This window comes from Dyadobacter sp. CY261, from assembly GCF_021440085.1.
In the GTDB taxonomy this organism is placed as follows: domain Bacteria; phylum Bacteroidota; class Bacteroidia; order Cytophagales; family Spirosomataceae; genus Dyadobacter.
The window spans coordinates 306,894-325,700 of record NZ_JAKCPW010000008.1 but is presented as its reverse complement, the minus strand read 5'-3'; the positions used below and the strand labels follow the sequence as shown (position 1 = coordinate 325,700).

Sequence of the window (18,807 nt, the reverse complement as noted above, 5' to 3'; positions counted from 1 at the left end):
TCTGCTCATTTTTGTTTAAAAACCTGTTACCAAAACACTGTTGCTACGTAAAAAGGGGAAATGGCCCGGACGTATGTATCAGAAAATTTTGAATGTCTTACAGGACTTCTTCGGAATATCCCGGAAGGAAGCACGCGGTGCGTTGATGATGATGGTGTTTTGTACAATCCTTATCTGGACGCCCTTTGTATTCAGGCGCTGGGTTTTACCTTTTGTGCCGCCCAGCACACACCCTCCTGAAATGCAGGTACTCGACAGCATTGCCGCACTTCTGGAAAAACAGCAGGCTCTGAATTACAAGTCGAAAAGAGGCCCGGTTTCTTTCGACAAAACGCCAATGGCTCCGGAGCGGATAAAACTTGTCGACTTTGATCCTAATGTCGCCACGGAACGCGAACTAACAGGCGTAGGCATTCCTGCTTTCATTGCAAAACGCATTGAAAGATTCCGGAGCAAGGGCGGTAAGTTCAGGCGCAGGGAGGATCTGTTAAAGATTTACGACTTCCCTGCCGACCTGTATGCACGCCTCGAAAGGCACATTGTCATTACACTGGAAACGGCTGGGGAGATCAGGAAGGAGAATGTTTCGAAAGTAAATTCCCATGGTTTTGCCTCAAAACAAACAGACAACAAACGCGTATTCGACATCAACCAATGTGACACAACGGCACTCATTCGCCTCAAAGGCATTGGTAGTAAACTGGCGCAGCGCATTTTGAAATTCCGTGATGGGCTCGGAGGGTTTCATTCCACCGATCAGTTTGCAGAAGTTTATGGGCTGGATTCGCTGGCATTGTCGGAGTTACGACAGTATGCGAAGGTAAATAGCCCTGTGAAAAAAATCAATATCAATGAAGCCACAGTCGCGGAGCTTTCGCAACATAGCTATTTGAAAAACAGGAAGTTGGTGCAGATACTAATTAATTACCGCAATGAGCACGGGCCGTTTCGTTCGTTGGAAGAACTGAGGAAAGTGAAGGCCGTCGATGAAACAACAATACAAAAAATAGGGCCATACCTTTCGTTCTGATGGTATGGCCCTGTTCGGAGAAAGCTTTCGATGCTAGAAGTTGGGCTTCAGCAGGTATTTCGAATAGAATGTATCGATCACCCTTACCGCTTCGTCGGGCGTGTCCACAATGCTGATCAATTTGAGATCTTCGGGATTGATGTTATGCTCGGTCAGCATGGTGCCTTTGATCCATTCGAGCAGGCCGGACCAATACGCGCTACCAACGAGCACGATCGGAAAACGACCGATTTTTTTGGTCTGTATAAGCGTCATCGCTTCAAAAAGCTCGTCGAGTGTGCCGAAGCCGCCGGGCATGACAATGAAACCCTGCGAATATTTGACAAACATGACTTTTCGCACGAAAAAGAAATCGAAATTGATGCTCTTGTCATGATCAATATAAATGTTGCTATGCTGTTCGAATGGCAATTTGATATTCAATCCGACAGACTTACCGCCTTGTTCAAATGCACCTTTGTTACCAGCCTCCATGATGCCTGGTCCGCCACCGGTAATTACACCGTAGCCGTGACGTACGAGTTTGGCGGCGATGTCTTCAGCGGTTTTATAGTAGGGATTATCAGGTAAAGTACGTGCAGAACCGAAGATAGAAACGCACGGGCCGATTTTAGCCAGTTTATCAAATCCTTCCACAAATTCAGCCATTACCTTGAATACAACCCATGAGTCGGCACTCTTGATTTCGTTCCAGTTGCGGTCTTCAAACGCCTCTTTGATCCTTTTCTCATCTTCGGGAACCGCGGGGTTGAGAAGGGAAACATCAATTAATTCTCCGTTTGTAGGTCTTACTTCATCACTCATATTTAGAAATCCATTGAGTTGTTGATAAGGATAATGGTAACTTTGCGCCCATTATCACCAAGAATAAAAACTTTTCACCATGTCCGCCGTGAATACACAAGACGGTGGGTTGTAAATAACAAAAAAGTAATGAGAAAAATTGCTATCGGCTCCGATCACGCTGGTTTCCCCTACAAGCAACCCATTATCGACTGGCTTACTACTAACGGTTTCGAGGTGAAGGATTTCGGAACATATAGTGCTGACTCTGCGGATTACGCGGATTTTGCGCATCCGGTAGCAAGCGGTGTGGAAAGCAAGGAGTTCGAAAAGGGCGTGTTGCTTTGCGGAAGCGGCCAGGGCGTGTGCATAACTGCCAACAAGCATCAGGGTGTGCGTGCAGCGCTTGTATGGGATGTTCCGCTCGCCCCATTAGCCCGTCAGCACAACGATGCAAACGTGATTTGTTTTCCTGTCCGATTCATCGAGCTGGAAACGGCATTGGCAGGACTGGAAGTATTTTTGAGTACCGAATTCGAAGGCGGTCGGCACCAGACCCGTGTTGATAAAATTTCCTGCTAGTAAACGCGCTGATAAATACCTTTCCAGGGGCTCTGGATATATTGCTTTTTCAATGCCGGAACGCGGTTCAGGAGTTTCGGCATGATATTCACCTTGTCGATGACGTATTCGGGGGGGTCTTTCCTGAAATTGTTGTAGACGTGGATAACGCTGTCGAAATTGTCGAGGTTTTGCACATCGTAGCTTGCCAGTTCCCAGTTGAGGTAAGGCGTGGCAGTGAAATTGTTGATATACTCCCCTGAATGCTGCCCGAGGACGAGAATGCGCTTGTTCCGGATCTGTTCCGGCAGATTGGCTGGTTTGGCCCGCAGGTTTTCCAATTTACCCATTGAAACACCCGGGAGCACGCCCCTCAATCCCTGGTATTGGATCAATACGATCATCGCGCCCATAAGAGTGAACTGTAACTCGTCTGCCCAGCTATTCTTTTTGAAACTTTGAAAGTAATGCGTGGCGAAGAATGCTGCGGGTGGGACGAAAATAACAAACTGCATTGGCGCAAGGAACTGCATCAACGGGATCGTGACTACCGCCGCGATGAACCATAATGCCATTACCTGCTGAATGCGGGTCTGGTAGTTTACGAAACGCAACGTGGTGAAAATGCGCATAAATCCCATCACGCCGAAGCCCAGCGGGAGCAGGAGCGATGCGAGTAGAGACGAGAAATCGTTAAGATTATATTGTTTTACCTGAAATACTGAAGTCAACAGATTCCTGTTAAGGCTCTCCATTCCATTGTTGAGATAAAAGAACAGGACGACCATCATCAGGGGGAAAACAGAGCCAAACAGCGTCAGCAAATGGTGGCGGAAAGTGGAGCCGGTGTAGAACAGCAACGCCAGGAACGCCCAGATCATAAACAGCGATGCAGGGAGATAAAAGAGCGTCGCTATACCAATGTACATTCCCAGCTCGAATACTTGCGTCGTTACTTCTCTTCTGACGAGCATTTTCACGATAGAACCGAATGCAAAAAGCAGGAATGTATTCGCGATGAGCATGGGTGATAACGTACCCATGTCGAAGGAAATGTTCAGAAACAGTGCGTACAGGGCACCCGGCAGGTAGGTACGTTCAGGGAAAACATCGCGGGAGTGGATCACGTAATTGAAATACAGGATCTGGATCAGCGAAATACCCATTGCCGCAAGCTGGTACACCCATTGCTCCCGGCCGAAAAGGCTGTCGATAAGCCAGTATGTAAGTCCTGAAAAAGGACTTACATTGTCCCATACATCGCGGTAGAGCATAAATCCGCGACCCATTTGCTCGCCTACCAGCATCCAGCTCAGCTCGGGTATCAACAGCGGCGCACCACCTAGAAAGAAGGGAAGGCGGAGCAGCAGGAAGAATACTACTAAACTGATGGTCTGGTACCGTGCGTTGACGCGAAAAAAACTAAGCAAGCAGCAGGTGGATTAAGTCTCTGACGGGAAATAAGTTTCACGAAATTACAATGCCGGGTTCTACAAAAACAAAATAAGTACGGATATTTGTGTTTATTGAAAGGAGCGAGGGAATGATTTAGGAGACGTAAGTTTACATCATCCTAACTGGCGAACCAGGATGTGCGGTCAGTACCGGCAAAATCCCTCCATTTAACATTCATTATAATGGAATCGAAAAGACAACAAAAAGTAGGCAGACAAATACAGAAGGACCTGGGCGAAATTTTTCAAAAGGATGCACAACATCTGACCAGCGGTTTTTTTGTGACTATTACTGCCGTGCGGGTAACCCCCGACCTTAGTATTGCCAGGGCATACCTGAGCTTTCTGCCGGATAGAAACAAGACGATACATTTGGAAACGATCCGCGAAAACACCCGTTTCATCCGCCAGAAGCTTGCCGAGCGCGTCCGTCATCAGTTGAGGATTGTTCCGCATCTCCAATTTTACATTGACGATACAGCAGAATACGCCGCTAAAATGGATCAGTTGTTCGCAGACCTGGTGATCCCTCCTGCACAGCCGGAAGACGAGGAAGACACACACTGATTTCAAGTTCCAGCCATTATGGATATTTCCTACCGGATTGCCATTCGCTACTTTTTTTCACGCAATAAAAGGAGTTTTATTAGTCTGATCGCACGTATCGCTATGGCGGGCGTGGCGGTCGGGACGATGGCGATGGTGGTAGTATTGTCCGTGTTTAATGGAATGGAGGATCTTAACCGAAAGATTTTCAAGACGTTCGATTCGGATATCCGGATTATTGCTGCCGAAGGCAAGCGGTTCAAGGTGACGCCCGGTCTGTTGAATGAATTGAAAGCGGTGGATGGCGTAAAACTGGTCTCGCAGGTGATAGAGGATAATGCATTGGCCAGATATGGCAACCAGCAGACGATCATCCGGCTCAAAGGCGTCGACAGCACATTCGGGCAGCAGGGGCAACTGGATACTGCTATGATCGAGGGCTCAATGCAACTTATTGGTCCTAATGGCACACCATACGCCGTTATTGCGGAAGGGATTCGGAATGCATTGTCTATTTCCCTGGAAGACATATTTACACCGCTTGAACTGCTCTATCCCCGCACAAGCTCCAAGACGCTCAATCTGACCTCCCCTGAGGCATTCAATCAGGTGAATTTACGTCCTGGTGGTATTTTTTTTATTGAAAACCGCTATGACGATTACATCATAGCACCAATCAAACAGGTAGAAAGCCTGATGGGTTATCGCGGCGAGCGGTCGAGTTTGGAAGTATATGTCAAACCAGGCTATGCCGAGAAGGACGTGAGTGAGGGACTGAGCGCGAAAATAGGCAAAGCATTTGTTGTAAAGGACCGGGACTCGCTGAACGCGGATTTGTTACGGGCAATAAAAATGGAAAAGCTTTTTGTGGCAGTCACCCTTTCACTGATTATTTTAGTAGCTGCAATCAATATCTTTTTCTCACTCAGTATGTTAGCGATCGAGAAGAAGAACGATGTGTCGATGCTTTACGCCATGGGTGCAACGCAGTCGCTGATCCGGAGGATCTTTATGGCCGAAGGAGCGATCGTGGCTTTTACCGGTGCCATCGCAGGACTTTTGGGCGGTATGGCAATTTGCTGGCTACAAATGACGTACGGGCTCGTTTCCATGGGTATGGCCACCTCGCTGGTGGATGCCTATCCCGTGAAATTAATTTGGGAAGATATATTCTACACGGGCATTATTGTCGTTATGGTGACTATGGTTGTTTCATACATTCCGGCCAGAAGGGCAGCAGAAGCAGGTTTGCCGCTCAGGGTTTGACGGCTGCACAAAGACAACAAATAATCGTTTATCAACTTATTTACATTGACTTACTTCCTAGCAATCAATCAAAAAGCGGATATGACCGGTGATAATAAAAGACCTTTTTTGAGCCGATTAATCGTTGCATTTTTTGGAATACTTTCTCTCGCAATAACAACTCCGGCGTCTGCTGACCTGGCGGCCGACACACTTTATAGAAGAAATCCCGGAGCCGTTACACCCCAAGGGCCATATCGCCCTGAAAAGCCCCGCAAGCATGACATTTTATATACGCGCCTTGATGTGCAGCCCGACTGGGTGAAACAGCAGCTGCCAGGTTCGGCTATATTGAAATTCAAACCCCATTTTTACTCGCAAAGTACACTCGAGCTGGATGCCAAAGGTTTTGAAATTAAAGGCATTTCATTGTTAGATACCACAGGAGAGTATGGCGACCTTACCACCGACGAGATTAGCTCGAAAATCAAGAAAAAGCTTGAATTTACTTATGATAAACGAAAGCTGACAGTCAAACTGGGAGCGGAATACACGAGAAAGGATACGCTTTTTATCAAAATCGACTACATAGCCAAGCCAAATGACGTTCCGCGCGGCAAGGAAGACGACAGTGCTTCGGACAAAGGCCTTTATTTCATTAATGCCGACGGTCTGGACGAAGGTAAGCCGCGCCAGTTATGGACGCAGGGTGAAACGGAGGGTAGTTCCTGCTGGTTTCCGACGATCGATGCGCCGAATCAAAAGTTCACACAGGACATTTACATTACGGTCGATAGCACCTACAAGACGCTGTCTAACGGGTTGCTGGTAAAGCAGGAGGAAGGAAAGAAAGGAACGCGTATCGATCATTGGAAGCAGACTTTACCACATGCACCTTATCTGGTGATGATAGCCGTCGGTGATTTTGCCGTGGCGAAGGACATGATGCCCAATGGTTTGGAACTGAGCTATTACGTTGAACCTAAATACGGTGCCGATGCACATGCCATTTTCGGTCGCACGCCTGAAATGATCGGGTTTTTTACCAATATTTTCGGTGTCGCGTTCCCGTGGGAAAAATATGCGCAGATCGCGGTCAGGGATTTCGTGGCCGGGGCGATGGAGAATACCACTGCCACCGTGCATGAGGAAGGCGTGCAAAACGACGCCCGTTCGCTCGTGGACGGTAATTCCGATGCCGTGATCGCTCATGAACTGGCCCATCAATGGTTTGGTGATTATGTTACCTGTGAGGAATGGGGACAATTGCCTTTAAATGAGTCATTTGCAAACTATTCAGAGTACCTTTGGAGTGAATATAACGACGGGAAGTTTGAGGCCGATTGGGGTAATTTGCAGGAAATGAAACAATACCTGGTAGAGTCGGAAACGAAGCAGGTTCCGATGATCCGCTACTTTTACAAAGACCGCGAGAATATGTTCGATAGTCATTCGTACGCGAAGGGCGGACGGATACTGCATATGCTGCGCTCGCTGGTAGGGGACGATGCATTCTTCACGGCCTTGCAGCAATATCTCAAATCGCATGCATTCGGTACAGCGGAAATCGATGATCTTAGGGTTTCTTTCGAAAAGGTCACAGGCCAGGACCTGAACTGGTTTTTTGACCAGTGGTTCCATAGGCCAGGCCATCCGATCTTAAAAGTCGAGCAGCAATACGCAGCCCAGCAAGGAAAGGTGCGATTGAAAATCAAGCAGACGCAGGATACTACTGCTACGACGATCTACCGTTTGCCGGTAAAAGTCGATGTGTGGGTTGCCGGCAAAAAGAGTCAGTACGAAGTTGTCGTGGATAAATCGAACCAGACGCTCGAATTTCCTGCCGCTAAAAAGCCTGATCTGGTAGTTTTCGACTCAGACGCGCAGTTGCTCGGAGTAGTCGAGCATGAGAAGAACAGACCGGAGATGGAATTTCAATACTTACACTCCGATCGTTTCCTGCACAAATATGAGGCATTATCGTCACTGGAAGGTGCTTTGACCGATACCACTGCCAGGAAAATCCTCGTGAAGGCTATGGACGATCCTTTCTGGAAACTCCGCCAAATGGCGATCAGCAACTTTGCCGAATATGCAGGAGAAGGTTTTGCCGATATTGAAAAAGTGATCCAAAATCGCGCCCAGGCCGACCCGCATCCGCAAGTGCGCTCGGAAGCGATCATTACCCTGGCTTCATTTGGAGATAATAACAGCGACCCGATTTTCAAAGCCTCGCTGACAGATAGTTCATATCTGGTTGCCTCCGTCGCCATTGAAAAATACCTGATGAGCCAACCCAACGATGCCGCCGAGGTTGCAGCGCAGTTTGAGAACTCGCCTAACGACGCCATCGTTACATCGGTTGGTAACTATTATGCGGGCTTGGCTCAGCCCGAGCGCTTCGATTGGTTCCTTACGAAAATGAAGGCGATGAAGCCGACAGAGAAATACAATTTCCTGCAAGTATTTGGTAAATACCTCATCAAATCCAAGCAAGATATCCAGCGCAAAAGCATTCCGATCCTCGAAGGGCTTGCGCGCGACAATCCTTCCTATTTCGTACGTTTCGGTGCATTCCAGGCGCTGGGTCTTCTAACCGACATTCAAGGCGTTAGCGCGCTCCGCAAGGACATCCGCGCTAAAGAAACAGAGCCTAAGCTCAAAGAAATGTACAGCCAGTTCGGCGATTTGTAAACCCGACCCCTTACTGCGGATCAAGATAGTAATCGAGGTTTTCTTTGGTGATGATATCAAGCGGCAGAAACTTGATGGCGGGGATCTCCTTTTTAAAGATTAAATGGTTTGCTAACTGATGAATGCCCCAGTAACCCTGGCCGAGCGGGTTCTGGTTGATCAGGAAGTCGATAATGCCATTGTTGAGGTAATGCTGATTATGTTCGATCAGGTCATAGCCGACTAGCTTAATATCCGTCAATGCATTCTTTTCAAGATAGGCCGCTACCTCAAAAGCCTTTGAATTAGTGACATACACCGCCCCAAGGTCGGGATATTGTTTCCTGATTTGGTCGAGCTGCTTGTCGAGTCCTTCTTCCTCAGGGAAATTGATTTCGCTGCTGATCACTTTAAATGTATCATCAAGTTTCTCGCGTTTGAAATAATCGCGAAAGCCTTCTTCCTTGGTGATCAAATGCGCCGAGTTGGAGATATCCTCATTCACATGCGCTACCAGCACCGTACCCGGCGAATGCAGGCCGAAACGCAGGATTTTAGCCACCAGCGACCCACTTCGGTACGAATCCTGACCGATATAACACAGAGGCCGGACCTGTTCGATCTGGGTGTTGAAGAGCACATAAGGAATGTCCATATCCGCCCATTCCTTAAAAAACGGTAATGCTTCCTTGTAAAAGATCGGCGCGATGAGGAGGCCGTCGGGATGGTCGCGGGTAACTTCTTTTGCCTTGGCTATGAAAGAAGTGTCCGAGTGTGAATTGAATATGAATTTGGAGATATGCACACCGTATTGCCGGAGTTCTTTTTCTGCTTTTTCCAGCCCGTTATGCGGTGCTTCCCAATAAGGGTCGAGGTTAGGATCGGGGATGAGGGCAGCGAAATTGAAGGCGCGTTGAGATTTCAGGGATTGTGCTATGAGGTTAGGCTCGTAGTTCAGCTCTTTGATGATGGCCAGGATCCGCTCGCGAACGTCGTCGGCAACCCTACCCCTGTTATGCAAAACGCGATCAACTGTGCCTTTGGAGGTTTGCGCCTTTTCCGCTATATCTTTGATTCTGATAATTTTCTTTTTCACACTCGACTATAATTCAGGAATTTTTTCGGTATTGATCAACAAATCTAACAAGTATTTACGAGTATGGGTCAAATAGTGGTTTTCTAGTAGATGGCTACTATGTGTTACAAAATTTTTCAAATTTTTTTTATAATAAATTTGAGATTTCGAGGAATGGCCATTAGTTTTACCTGACCAAAAATCACTATTCGCAGCAACTATCGTGTACGAGCCCGGTGTGTGTTTTAGAATGCGTGTTCGAACACTTTTCTAAATTTTGTTAGGAAAATCCGTTTTGACAACTAATTTTGTAAATAAGATAAGAAAGAAAATTTTATTCTTTAATATTCCTAACTTTTAACCTTTTCAGGAATTCATTCATTGAAATTCCTCTAATCCTAAACCTTAATGAAGCGTACGGCCTGGTCTGTACGCTTCTTTGTTTCTATTCCTGCCTGAATTCAATCACCACATCATCGTTGTCGACATAGGATGAACAGGTCAGTATCCAACCCTCGGCGAGGTCGCGGTCGGTGAGGACTTCGTTCACGCTCATGTGTACTTTCCCTTGTGTGCACACGGCCGCGCACGATGAACAGCGCCCGCCTTTGCAGCTGTAAGGCAGTTGAACGCCTTCGGCCAGTGCGGCATCGAGTACCGTGGAATGTGCGGGAACAAGCAGGTCGTAAGCGGTTCCATGGAAATGAAGGTTAATGTGGTGCGGGTTAGAGACCGGTGGTGGAGGCGGTGGTGACGGTATTACGAAATTTTCTTTTCGTATTTGCTCTGTCGAAAAGCCCATGAAATGCAAGGTGATCCCGGCTGAACGCATTAGTTCAAACGGCCCGCAGATGAAGAAACGGGCATCTTCCCGCTTGAAACGGATGGATTTTTCCACGAGCTGTTCCAGTCGTGTATTATTGATACGGCCCTGAATGCCGGTCCAATCTTCTGTGGGCTGGCTATGGATATTGATCACGTGCAGCCGTTCGGGAAAGCGCGCCTGCCATTCGATAATTTCGTGCCAAAAAATCGTGTTGTGCAGATTCCGGCTCGCGTAAATGAGTGTTACCTGGCTTTCCTTTTCCTGGGTAAGGGTTTGTTTTAATAATGAATAAAGCGGGGTAATACCGCTTCCCGCGCCAATGAGCACGATGTCGCGTGTGCCGGTATCTTCCGTTTCAAGTATAAACCTGCCCGATGGCGCGAGTACGCGGAAGGTGTCGCCTGTTTTGACTATATCAATCCAGAAACGTGAGATTTCGCCATTAGGAACTCTTTTAACGGTGATGGCGGGAAAGGCGTCCACATCCGGTGCCGAACTCATGGAGTAAGAGCGCCGCACCTCGTGGCCATGTATGTCGATCAGAAAGGTGAGGAATTGGCCGGCCTTGTAGTTCAGCACGCTTCCGTCAAGGGTTTCGAAAATGAAGGTTTTGGTATCATCAATTTCGCGGATGATCTCGCGGAGCCTTAATGCTATCGTATGGTCTGCCATGTCGCCTAACTCGGATTGGATAATGGTAAAGCGCCAATCGGCTGTTGCTGGTTCCAAAGTACTTCATATTCCGCCAGGAGCGTCCAGCAATGCGCCTCGCAGGTCCAATGCATATGTGCCAGCGGACTGCCCGACAGCCTGTAAAGCAATGGATTTTCGTAGGCAGTAAGGAGTCCGGCGATAAAGAAGTAAAAGCCTTTGAAATCCTTTTCAGAAAATGTTTCAACCGTTATGCGCTCTGTTTTTTGCAGGCCAAAACGCAGGAGCGAAGTCGCAAGCAAAACCCTGTCCATTTTGTTTCGGGTGATTTTGAGCAGGTTCACGGTATCGCCGATCAACTGATCTTTTACCGATCGCAATGCGGGTGGGTCGAACGCTGTAATGAGCCGTGTGACGTGGTAAATGATCAGCGGGGTGCGCGGATACTGATGGGCACACCGAAAAGGGGCATGAATGTACCTTCTTGTTTCAATGACAGAACGAATATATTCAAAACTGGCTTCGTCGTGCGCATTCAGCGGCATCTTGTAATGCAGAATACAGTACAGCATGTTGCTCAGCACGCTCACGTCGAATTCCACATACATGTTTTTACCAAACCACGTGGAGTATGCAACCAATGGCTTGTATTCGGGATACGTATTCCTGATCCACAGCTTAGTGCCATTGGCATGGAGCGATAGCTTTTCTTTTAACCAAAGCAGCTCTTCTTCTGTTGGACTGGTGGTTAAATAGGCAAAGGCAGTATCATCGATGTCATCCGGAATGCGGAAATGCTCAAAGCGGTGGAACCAGCGGCCGTTCGGGAAATGGCGCGAAGGTTTTGTTTTCCAAAAATTGTAAGTCTTCAAACCATCCTTATTTTGAAAATCAGGGTAATTAGCCGTGACGAGATCGTGAATCGCGTCTATCTGTTGCTGGCTCGTGGGGCTGACATATTTCCGGACTGACTGAAGGGTGAATGCGATGATGGCCGAAAAGAACATCGTCGTGTCTGGTCGCTGGTAACCAATTATTGAATTTGAGCGCTGTGCCGGGAACAACCCTTTCGGAAATAGCGCATTGCCGGTCGATTGTAATGCCTGAATGCGACTTATCAATATTTCCAGCGGTGCGTTCATGCGCCGAAACTAACAAAACGCATTAAAAAAAGAAACCCTGCCGGTTGTACGACAGGGTTTTCCAATATATATGTTTTGTGTCAAACGCCTTCGGCTACGACTTCTTTCACATCGGGTACCATGCGGGTGAGCAGGTTTTCGATACCAGCTTTCAACGTCAGGGTAGACGACGGGCAGCCGCTGCAAGAACCTTGCAAAAGCACCTTCACCACCCCCGAGCCTTCATCGAAAGAATGAAAGTTGATCGCTCCGCCATCGGATTCAACGGCAGGCCTTACATATTGATCCAATGCAGCCTTGATTTTCTGCACCGCATCCGAATCCCTCGAATCGACAATCAATGTGTTATTATCAATCGTCTTTTGCTCGAATACCGGGTGGTTTTCTTCGAAATAAATCTTAATAAATTGCTTCGTGTCCCTCAGAACCTCTTCCCAGGCAACTACATCGTCTTTGGTGATGGTAATGAAGTTGCTGGCGATGAATACGCGCTTCACGTGTGGAAACTGGAAAAGATCGGCGGCGAGCGGCGATACTTTGCCTTCTTCCAGCGCGGATTCCAGTGAAGGGTAATCGAATGAAAGCCCGTCGGGTACCAACTCGAAATTCAGGACGAACTTCATCGAGTTAGGGTTGGGGCTCAATTCGGTATATACAAAAATGGGTCGTGACAACATTGGATGGTCGATAATGATGGGGTAAAACAGCTTTCCGGTTTAAGAAACACCGAATGCGGGCTTTTGGTTTGAAGGCGCACACATTAACCAATAAAAAACCCGTCAAACTGGTGCCTGACGGGTCTTTTTATCTTTCTAGAAGATTGCGATGAGCGTGCTGTATTACGCTTCCGCAGTTGCCTCAACCGTGATCGGTTCGATGTGAACGTAAGATCTGTTTTCACGGGTCTTACGGAACACTACATTACCATCAACCAATGCGAACAAGGTGTGGTCACGACCGATACCAACGTTTTTACCTGGATTGTGCTTGGTTCCACGCTGACGCACCAGGATATTACCTGCTTTTGCCAATTGGCCACCGAATAATTTTACACCGAGACGCTTGCTTTCTGATTCACGTCCGTTTCTCGAGCTACCTACACCTTTCTTATGTGCCATGATATCTTATACTAATGAGTTGTAATTTCCTGTTTAAACTGGTTTTGGCTTCCGCCAATGCATTAAGCAACGATTTCGTCGATGCTAATCTTGGTCAGATACTGACGGTGACCGTTTTTAACACGGTATCCTTTGCGGCGCTTCTTTTTGAAGACGATCACTTTTTCACCTTTAAGGTGTTCAAGAACAGTTGCTTTTACAGAAGCACCTGCTACTGTCGGAAGACCTACCTGTACTGTGCCTCCGTTATCAACGAGAAGGACTTTGTCAAATACAAGTGCAGCGTTCACGTCACCTTCAAGCCTATGCGTGAAGATTTCGCGACCCTTTTCAACTTTAAATTGCTGACCTGCGATTTCTACGATTGCGTACATGTTAATAATTGATATTAAACTGGATTCAAAATTTGAGGTGCAAAGATAAAGAGTGAGTGGCAGAATCACAATGCATTAGGTGGAATATTCCAGTTTTTTTAATATCTCGCAACCGTTAATCAGAGAAGCGAGGGAAGCCTCATATTCGATTGTCCTGTAAGCGACTTGTACAATTTATAATTATATGTGTCCGATGTGGTAAAAGATTTTCAAAAACTTACCTTTATATGGTTACGGGAAACTCCAACGTTTATGGACAGAGCGTGATAAGCGGACTTAACAAAATTTAACAGGTTACGCTTTTAACTTTTACCCCCCAAAAGGGTCTTAGGGAAGGAGATTTAGAAAATATGAAGATAAAAGTTATTTTGTGGGTATCGGTGGTTTTGTGCTTTTCGCTATTGAGGCACATTACAATGGCAGGGATTGTCGTCCGTGAAGGAAGCGTACAGGGCCAGTCGGGATACCAGGTGGGTGATGTCGTATCGAATTTCCGCTTGAAGAACACTGACGGAAATATGGTTTCGCTCTCGGATTTCGTCAGTTCAAAAGGTGTAATCGTGATTTTTACCAGCAACCATTGTCCGTTTGCAAAGGCTTACGAGGACCGTATCATTGCGTTGAATAACAAGTTTATCGGACAAGGCTTTCCTGTTATTGCTATCAATCCCAGCGATCCCGGGACGCACCAGGACGATACATTTGAGAAAATGAAGGAGCGTGCCGCAGCCAAGCGTTACGGTTATCCGTATCTTGTCGACGACGCGCAGCAAATAGCCCGTGCTTTTGGGGCCGGCCGGACACCGCAGGTATTTGTGCTGCAAAAAAGTGGTGCTCAATTTACGGTCAGATACACAGGAATGATCGACGATAACCCACAGGATGCCGGCGGCGTAACAAAGTTATATGTAGACGAAGCTGTTTCCAATCTAGCAAGCGGTAAACCTGTGGTTACCACCATCACCAAACCCGTTGGCTGTGCCATTAAGTGGAAAAATCAGTGATTTGAAGAAATAACCCTATGACCAGATTTTTTACTGTATTTCTCGCCATTGCCCTGTTATTGCCGGAGCTAAGCCGCGCTCAGATTAAAAGCAAAAAATTTTCCAATGAGGGTGAATTCACCAGCAATTGCGAAGGTCCCGCTGTGGATGAAGACGGTAACGTTTATGCCGTAAATTTCGCCCGTGACGGTACAATCGCGCAGATCAGCAAAAAGGGCAATGCGGGCTTTTTCGTGACTTTGCCAAAAGGCAGCACAGGTAATGGCATCCGTTTCGTGGATAAAAACACTTTTTACGTGGCCGATTTTACCGGACATAACATTTTGAAAGTGGATATGGTCACCAAAGACGTATCCGTTTTTGCGAATGAACCCAAAATGAATCAGCCCAACGACCTGGCCGTAACCACGTCAGGCCATATATTTGCTTCCGATCCCAACTGGAAAGACGGTACAGGCCAAATCTGGCACATTACGCCCGAAGGAAAAGTAAACCTTGCCTTTGGAAACATGGGCACAACCAACGGTATCGACGTAAGCCCCGACGAAAAGAAGTTGTATGTAAATGAAAGTGTACAGCGCAATGTGTGGGCGTTCGACCTGGCACCTGACGGCACATTGACCAACAAAAAATTGCTTTACCATTTCGAAGATGGCGGTATGGATGGAATGCGCTGCGACGTACACGGTAATCTCTACATTGCCCGTCACGGAAAAGGGGAGGTCGCTGTCCTATCGCCCGAAGGAAAAGTGATTCATACTATTCAAACAATCGGGAAGAAAGTCTCCAATATTTGCTTCGGAGGCAAAAATGGCAAAACGTGCTACGTCACTTTACAGGACCGGGGTTGCCTCGAAACCTTCAAGGCCAAAACCGCAGGCCGTGAATGGGCGATGATGAAGGCATTCGCAGCAAACAGCAAAAAGTAACCGTATTTTTAATTAAATCGACAATCAGGTATTGCAGTTTCAAATTGCTTTGTATTAACTTTGTATTTCAAAGTACTTTAAACAACGGCAAGATGCTGAGAAAACTGGTCGATTATCTGGAGTGCAATTTAAAAATTGCGCTCCTCGCGTTTATTTCCGCCGCTGCGGTGGCATTATTGTCAGTCAGGATTGCCCTGGAAAGCTGGCATTTTATTTTCCTGGTTTGGAATCTTTTTCTGGCTTGGGTACCGTTGTTGTTTATTAAATGGGTTTGGGAGAAAGAAAGGCAGAAGCCTGCGCCATTTGGCTTGCTGATGATATATCTTTTGGTTTGGCTGCTGTTTTTTCCAAACGCACCCTACATTATCACGGACTTGAAACATCTTCGCGGAGTTCCTGAAAACATGATCTGGTACGACGCGCTGATGATCTTTACATTCTCGCTAGCCGGTTTTTTGACAGGCCTTTACAGCATTCGCATTGTACACCGCATTATCGCTTATCGCTGGAACGACCGGCTGGCCTGGCTCGCGATCATGGGGTCGATGGTTTTGAGTGGCTTCGGGATTTTCCTTGGACGCTACGGCCGTTGGAACAGCTGGGATATCGTTACCCAGCCCGGCGCGCTCGCGAAGGGCATTTATCATAGCATGAGGGATCCGCTGGCGATCAAACACACCATTACGTTTTCGTTCGTGCTCATGTTGTTGTACTTTGCGTTCCATATTTTTGCCGAATTGAAACAACATGAACGGACCCATCGATATTCTTAAAGCCGTCCGAAGCTTCCGTTACGCAGGTGCCGGGATTTACAGCTTGTTCCGCTACGAAAACAATGCCCGTATCCATTTGGTAGCCTGCGTGGTGGTAGCGATTGCGGGCGTGTTTTTCAATATATCATCCACCGAATGGTGCCTGATCGTTATCCAGATCGCGCTGGTGTGGGCGGCGGAAGCATTTAACACCGCTATCGAAAAACTGGCCGATCTCGTTTCGGCCGATTATCACCCGGTGATTAAAGTGGTAAAAGACACTGCCGCCGCGGGCGTGTTATTACTAGCGATATCGGCCGTGATCGTGGGCGGGATTATTTTCGTTCCCAAGATTGTCCTTCTTTTTTAGACGGACTTTCTTACCACATTTGACTGTAACTGATTATCTGACAATTTCTGACCGATATTTACATAACCAGCTATGAACCCGAATCAGGATTCTTTGCACACCTTGAACGAAATCCGTAACCTGATGGAGCGGTCGTCCAAGTTCTTATCCCTTAGCGGTTTGAGCGGGGTATTTGCGGGTATTTTCGCGCTTATCGGGGCCGGTGCCGCATACATTCGCTTCAATACCGACTGGCTGGCCGACATTTTGGTGCCACTGGGCACTTACCACGGGCACTCCCGCGCAGATGTAATAGAATTTTTACTCGTTGATGGCATCTGCGTGCTTGTCTCATCGCTGGCGGTCGGGATCATTTTGACTGTGCGTAAAGGCCGCAAAAATGGCCTTTCTGTGTGGAACGGCAGCTCCAAGCGATTGCTGGTCGCTATGCTGATACCTTTGTCGACGGGCGGGATATTTTGCCTGGCGATGCTGCATTACGGCTTCGTCTGGCTGGTTTTCCCAGTGACGTTGCTGTTTTATGGCCTGGCGCTGGTTAATGCCAGCCGCTTTACTTACCCAGAAGTATTTTATATGGGTGTTTCCGAGATTGGCATCGGATGTGTTGCGCTCTTTTTGACTGGGTACTCTCTGATTTTCTGGGCGATAGGGTTTGGGATTCTGCATATCGTTTACGGTCTCAGCATGTATAATCGCTATGAAAGGGAAAAACAGCAGACGGGGAAATCGGGCGTGGCGGGGATGCTCGTTTTGCTGCTTACGTGCTCGGTTTGTTCCGCTCAGGTGCGGCTGCCGAGCGACAGTACCGCCAGTAAGGCAAGAAAATGGTATGACAAGGAGACTATTTATTTAAGAAATGGGAATAGTTTTGTCAAAAACAATGTCGTTTATACCGGTCACAGAGCATTGACAAAGGAATTCATGATTTCTCCGGAAGGTCTGGGGCTATATCTCAGTTCCAGGCGTACCCGGACTTTTGGGCTGGTGATTTCCCTGGCTGGGTCGGCGGGATCGGTGATCTCGCTATTGTCCGGGAACCGGGATAATCTTAAGACATTTTTCTGGGTTTCAGTAGGGACTGGCATTGTGGGGTCAGCGCTAACAATGCGGGCCAATAATCAACGCGACCAGGCTGTGTGGCTCCGCAACCGCGATGCTATACTGTTTCTGGAAGCCAATCAATAAAACTCGACGTCCGCGTCACAGGGAACCTGTAATGGAGTGGTTAGAAAAGTTTAATAAGGTATTTGAGAGTAAGATCAGGCTTGGACTTATGTCCGTGCTCGTGGTAAACGATTCCCTGAGTTTTAATGAATTGAAAGAATTGTTGCAGCTCACCGACGGCAACCTGGCCTCGCACTTGAAAGCATTGGAAGAAATCAAATACATCGAATTTCAGAAACAATTCAACGGCCGAAAGCCGCTTACCACCTACAAGGCTACGAATGATGGGCATAAGGCATTTACCGAGCATTTGCAGGTGCTGGAGAATATGATTAAGCAGAATTTGTAGGAAAGGAAGGATGGAAAGGGAAGATGGAAAAAGGGAACGGGGCGTTACCAAAGTAGCGCCCCGTTCCCTTTTATTAGTGATTGAATTCTAGAACTTCACTGGCACCGAGAAACCTACTTTGTCCCATTGGAAATCCAGGGAAGTGTCTTTCACTGTGAAAGTTAGTTTTTCCTCAGAAGTAGGGTAATTCTTGTTGGGAACAGTTACTTCGAGGACGTTTTTAGCTTTATGCTCTTCGTATTTGTAAGCGCCCCATTGGCCGAGCTGGCTGTTCAGGATGATGGTCCATTCTTTTTCGTTGGGGGTAGCTACCAGCGTATAAGTGCCTGCTTTAACCGCTTTGCCACCGAATGTTGCATCCTTCTTGAAAGTGACCTGCGTGGCGCTATCGGCGCCAATGCGCCATGGCTTGCCGTAAGGTTCCAGGCTGCCGCTTCCCGCTTTGCCGAACAAAACTCGGCCTTTTTTTGATGGCTGGCCATACCGGATGCTCATATTTTTGCCACTGGCAGTCACGTGCGGACTTACTTGTGCAGATGACCAGGTGAATGCAATAAGGGTCAGGAAAAGCGCTAACAATGTGGTTTTCATAAGGCGTGTAGAATTTGTAAGGATTGGTGGTTAAGAACTGGATTTAATTGTAGCGAAATAAGGCATTCCAAAGTTGCCAATCAAGCAGCTTGTAGCCAAAACTATCAGATTAGCTACTCCGTTAACAGAGATTAACATTTGAGCTGCCTAATCAGCGATTTTAGGGATTT

Annotated in this window: 20 protein-coding genes; 11 read left to right on the top strand and 9 right to left on the bottom strand. The window is 47.3% G+C overall.

Going from position 1 to position 18,807, the window contains the following annotated elements; translation table 11 throughout:
- Positions 1-73: 73 nt before the first annotated feature.
- Complete coding sequence (locus LZD49_RS22800; RefSeq protein WP_234669977.1) at positions 74-1,030, top strand: helix-hairpin-helix domain-containing protein; 957 nt, start codon at positions 74-76, stop codon at positions 1,028-1,030.
- Positions 1,031-1,063: 33 nt separating this feature from the next.
- Here LZD49_RS22800 and LZD49_RS22795 read toward each other — a convergent pair whose 3' ends face one another.
- Positions 1,064-1,834 (bottom strand): TIGR00730 family Rossman fold protein, encoded by a 771-nt coding sequence (locus tag LZD49_RS22795; protein WP_234669976.1) that lies wholly within the window; start codon positions 1,832-1,834, stop codon positions 1,064-1,066.
- A gap of 129 nt (positions 1,835-1,963) precedes the next feature.
- Between LZD49_RS22795 and rpiB the strand changes: the two genes are divergently transcribed.
- Positions 1,964-2,395 (top strand): ribose 5-phosphate isomerase B, encoded by a 432-nt coding sequence (gene rpiB, locus LZD49_RS22790; protein ID WP_234669975.1) that lies wholly within the window; start codon positions 1,964-1,966, stop codon positions 2,393-2,395.
- Here the strand turns inward: rpiB and LZD49_RS22785 are convergent.
- Positions 2,392-3,804: a hypothetical protein gene (locus LZD49_RS22785; RefSeq protein ID WP_234669974.1), complete on the bottom strand. Its 1,413-nt coding sequence runs from the start codon at positions 3,802-3,804 to the stop codon at positions 2,392-2,394. The genes rpiB and LZD49_RS22785 overlap by 4 nt on opposite strands.
- A gap of 207 nt (positions 3,805-4,011) precedes the next feature.
- Here LZD49_RS22785 and rbfA point away from each other — a divergent pair, with 207 nt between their 5' ends.
- The 3 genes from rbfA (at position 4,012) to LZD49_RS22770 (ending at position 8,313) form a co-directional block, all read left to right on the top strand.
- On the top strand, positions 4,012-4,395 hold the full coding sequence (gene rbfA / locus LZD49_RS22780; protein ID WP_234669973.1) for a 30S ribosome-binding factor RbfA: 384 nt from the start codon (positions 4,012-4,014) through the stop codon (positions 4,393-4,395).
- Between the two features lie 18 nt (positions 4,396-4,413).
- A complete protein-coding gene (locus LZD49_RS22775) occupies positions 4,414-5,640 on the top strand; it encodes an FtsX-like permease family protein (RefSeq protein ID WP_234669972.1) in 1,227 nt (408 codons plus the stop codon).
- Between the two features lie 108 nt (positions 5,641-5,748).
- Positions 5,749-8,313, top strand: coding sequence for a M1 family aminopeptidase (locus LZD49_RS22770; protein ID WP_234669971.1), 2,565 nt, complete (start codon positions 5,749-5,751; stop codon positions 8,311-8,313).
- A gap of 10 nt (positions 8,314-8,323) precedes the next feature.
- Here the strand turns inward: LZD49_RS22770 and LZD49_RS22765 are convergent, their stop codons facing one another.
- The 6 genes from LZD49_RS22765 to rplU form a co-directional block, all read right to left on the bottom strand.
- Positions 8,324-9,388, bottom strand: coding sequence for a LacI family DNA-binding transcriptional regulator (locus LZD49_RS22765; protein ID WP_234669970.1), 1,065 nt, complete (start codon positions 9,386-9,388; stop codon positions 8,324-8,326).
- 424 nt (positions 9,389-9,812) lie between these two features.
- Positions 9,813-10,865, bottom strand: a complete 1,053-nt coding sequence (locus LZD49_RS22760; protein ID WP_234669969.1) for a ferredoxin--NADP reductase — start codon at positions 10,863-10,865, stop codon at positions 9,813-9,815.
- 5 nt (positions 10,866-10,870) lie between these two features.
- Positions 10,871-11,986 (bottom strand): hypothetical protein, encoded by a 1,116-nt coding sequence (locus LZD49_RS22755; RefSeq protein ID WP_234669968.1) that lies wholly within the window; start codon positions 11,984-11,986, stop codon positions 10,871-10,873.
- An 80-nt stretch (positions 11,987-12,066) separates the two neighbouring features.
- Positions 12,067-12,663: a NifU family protein gene (locus LZD49_RS22750; RefSeq protein WP_255721122.1), complete on the bottom strand. Its 597-nt coding sequence runs from the start codon at positions 12,661-12,663 to the stop codon at positions 12,067-12,069.
- Positions 12,664-12,825: 162 nt separating this feature from the next.
- The gene (gene rpmA / locus LZD49_RS22745; RefSeq protein ID WP_234669966.1) at positions 12,826-13,104 is read right to left on the bottom strand and encodes a 50S ribosomal protein L27; all 279 of its coding nucleotides are present in this window, start codon (positions 13,102-13,104) and stop codon (positions 12,826-12,828) included.
- Between the two features lie 62 nt (positions 13,105-13,166).
- Positions 13,167-13,478 carry a 50S ribosomal protein L21 gene (gene rplU / locus LZD49_RS22740; RefSeq protein WP_015814326.1) on the bottom strand — a complete coding sequence of 104 codons (312 nt, stop codon included), beginning with the start codon at positions 13,476-13,478 and terminating at the stop codon, positions 13,167-13,169.
- A gap of 350 nt (positions 13,479-13,828) precedes the next feature.
- On the opposite strand from rplU, the gene LZD49_RS22735 reads away from it, so the two are divergent.
- The 6 genes from LZD49_RS22735 (at position 13,829) to LZD49_RS22710 (ending at position 18,046) form a co-directional block, all read left to right on the top strand.
- Positions 13,829-14,482: a thioredoxin family protein gene (locus tag LZD49_RS22735; protein WP_234669965.1), complete on the top strand. Its 654-nt coding sequence runs from the start codon at positions 13,829-13,831 to the stop codon at positions 14,480-14,482.
- Between the two features lie 17 nt (positions 14,483-14,499).
- The gene (locus LZD49_RS22730) at positions 14,500-15,411 is read left to right on the top strand and encodes an SMP-30/gluconolactonase/LRE family protein (RefSeq protein WP_234669964.1); all 912 of its coding nucleotides are present in this window, start codon (positions 14,500-14,502) and stop codon (positions 15,409-15,411) included.
- Positions 15,412-15,503: 92 nt separating this feature from the next.
- On the top strand, positions 15,504-16,184 hold the full coding sequence (locus LZD49_RS22725; protein ID WP_234669963.1) for a DUF1361 domain-containing protein: 681 nt from the start codon (positions 15,504-15,506) through the stop codon (positions 16,182-16,184).
- Positions 16,159-16,533 (top strand): diacylglycerol kinase family protein, encoded by a 375-nt coding sequence (locus tag LZD49_RS22720; RefSeq protein ID WP_234669962.1) that lies wholly within the window; start codon positions 16,159-16,161, stop codon positions 16,531-16,533. Before LZD49_RS22725 ends, LZD49_RS22720 begins: the two co-directional genes overlap by 26 nt.
- Positions 16,534-16,605: 72 nt before the next feature.
- Positions 16,606-17,718, top strand: a complete 1,113-nt coding sequence (locus tag LZD49_RS35845) for a hypothetical protein (RefSeq protein ID WP_310590501.1) — start codon at positions 16,606-16,608, stop codon at positions 17,716-17,718.
- Positions 17,719-17,749: 31 nt separating this feature from the next.
- Positions 17,750-18,046, top strand: a complete 297-nt coding sequence (locus tag LZD49_RS22710; protein WP_234669961.1) for a transcriptional regulator — start codon at positions 17,750-17,752, stop codon at positions 18,044-18,046.
- Between the two features lie 87 nt (positions 18,047-18,133).
- Here the strand turns inward: LZD49_RS22710 and LZD49_RS22705 are convergent, their stop codons facing one another.
- Complete coding sequence (locus tag LZD49_RS22705) at positions 18,134-18,637, bottom strand: DUF2911 domain-containing protein (RefSeq protein WP_234669960.1); 504 nt, start codon at positions 18,635-18,637, stop codon at positions 18,134-18,136.
- Positions 18,638-18,807 lie beyond the last annotated feature (170 nt).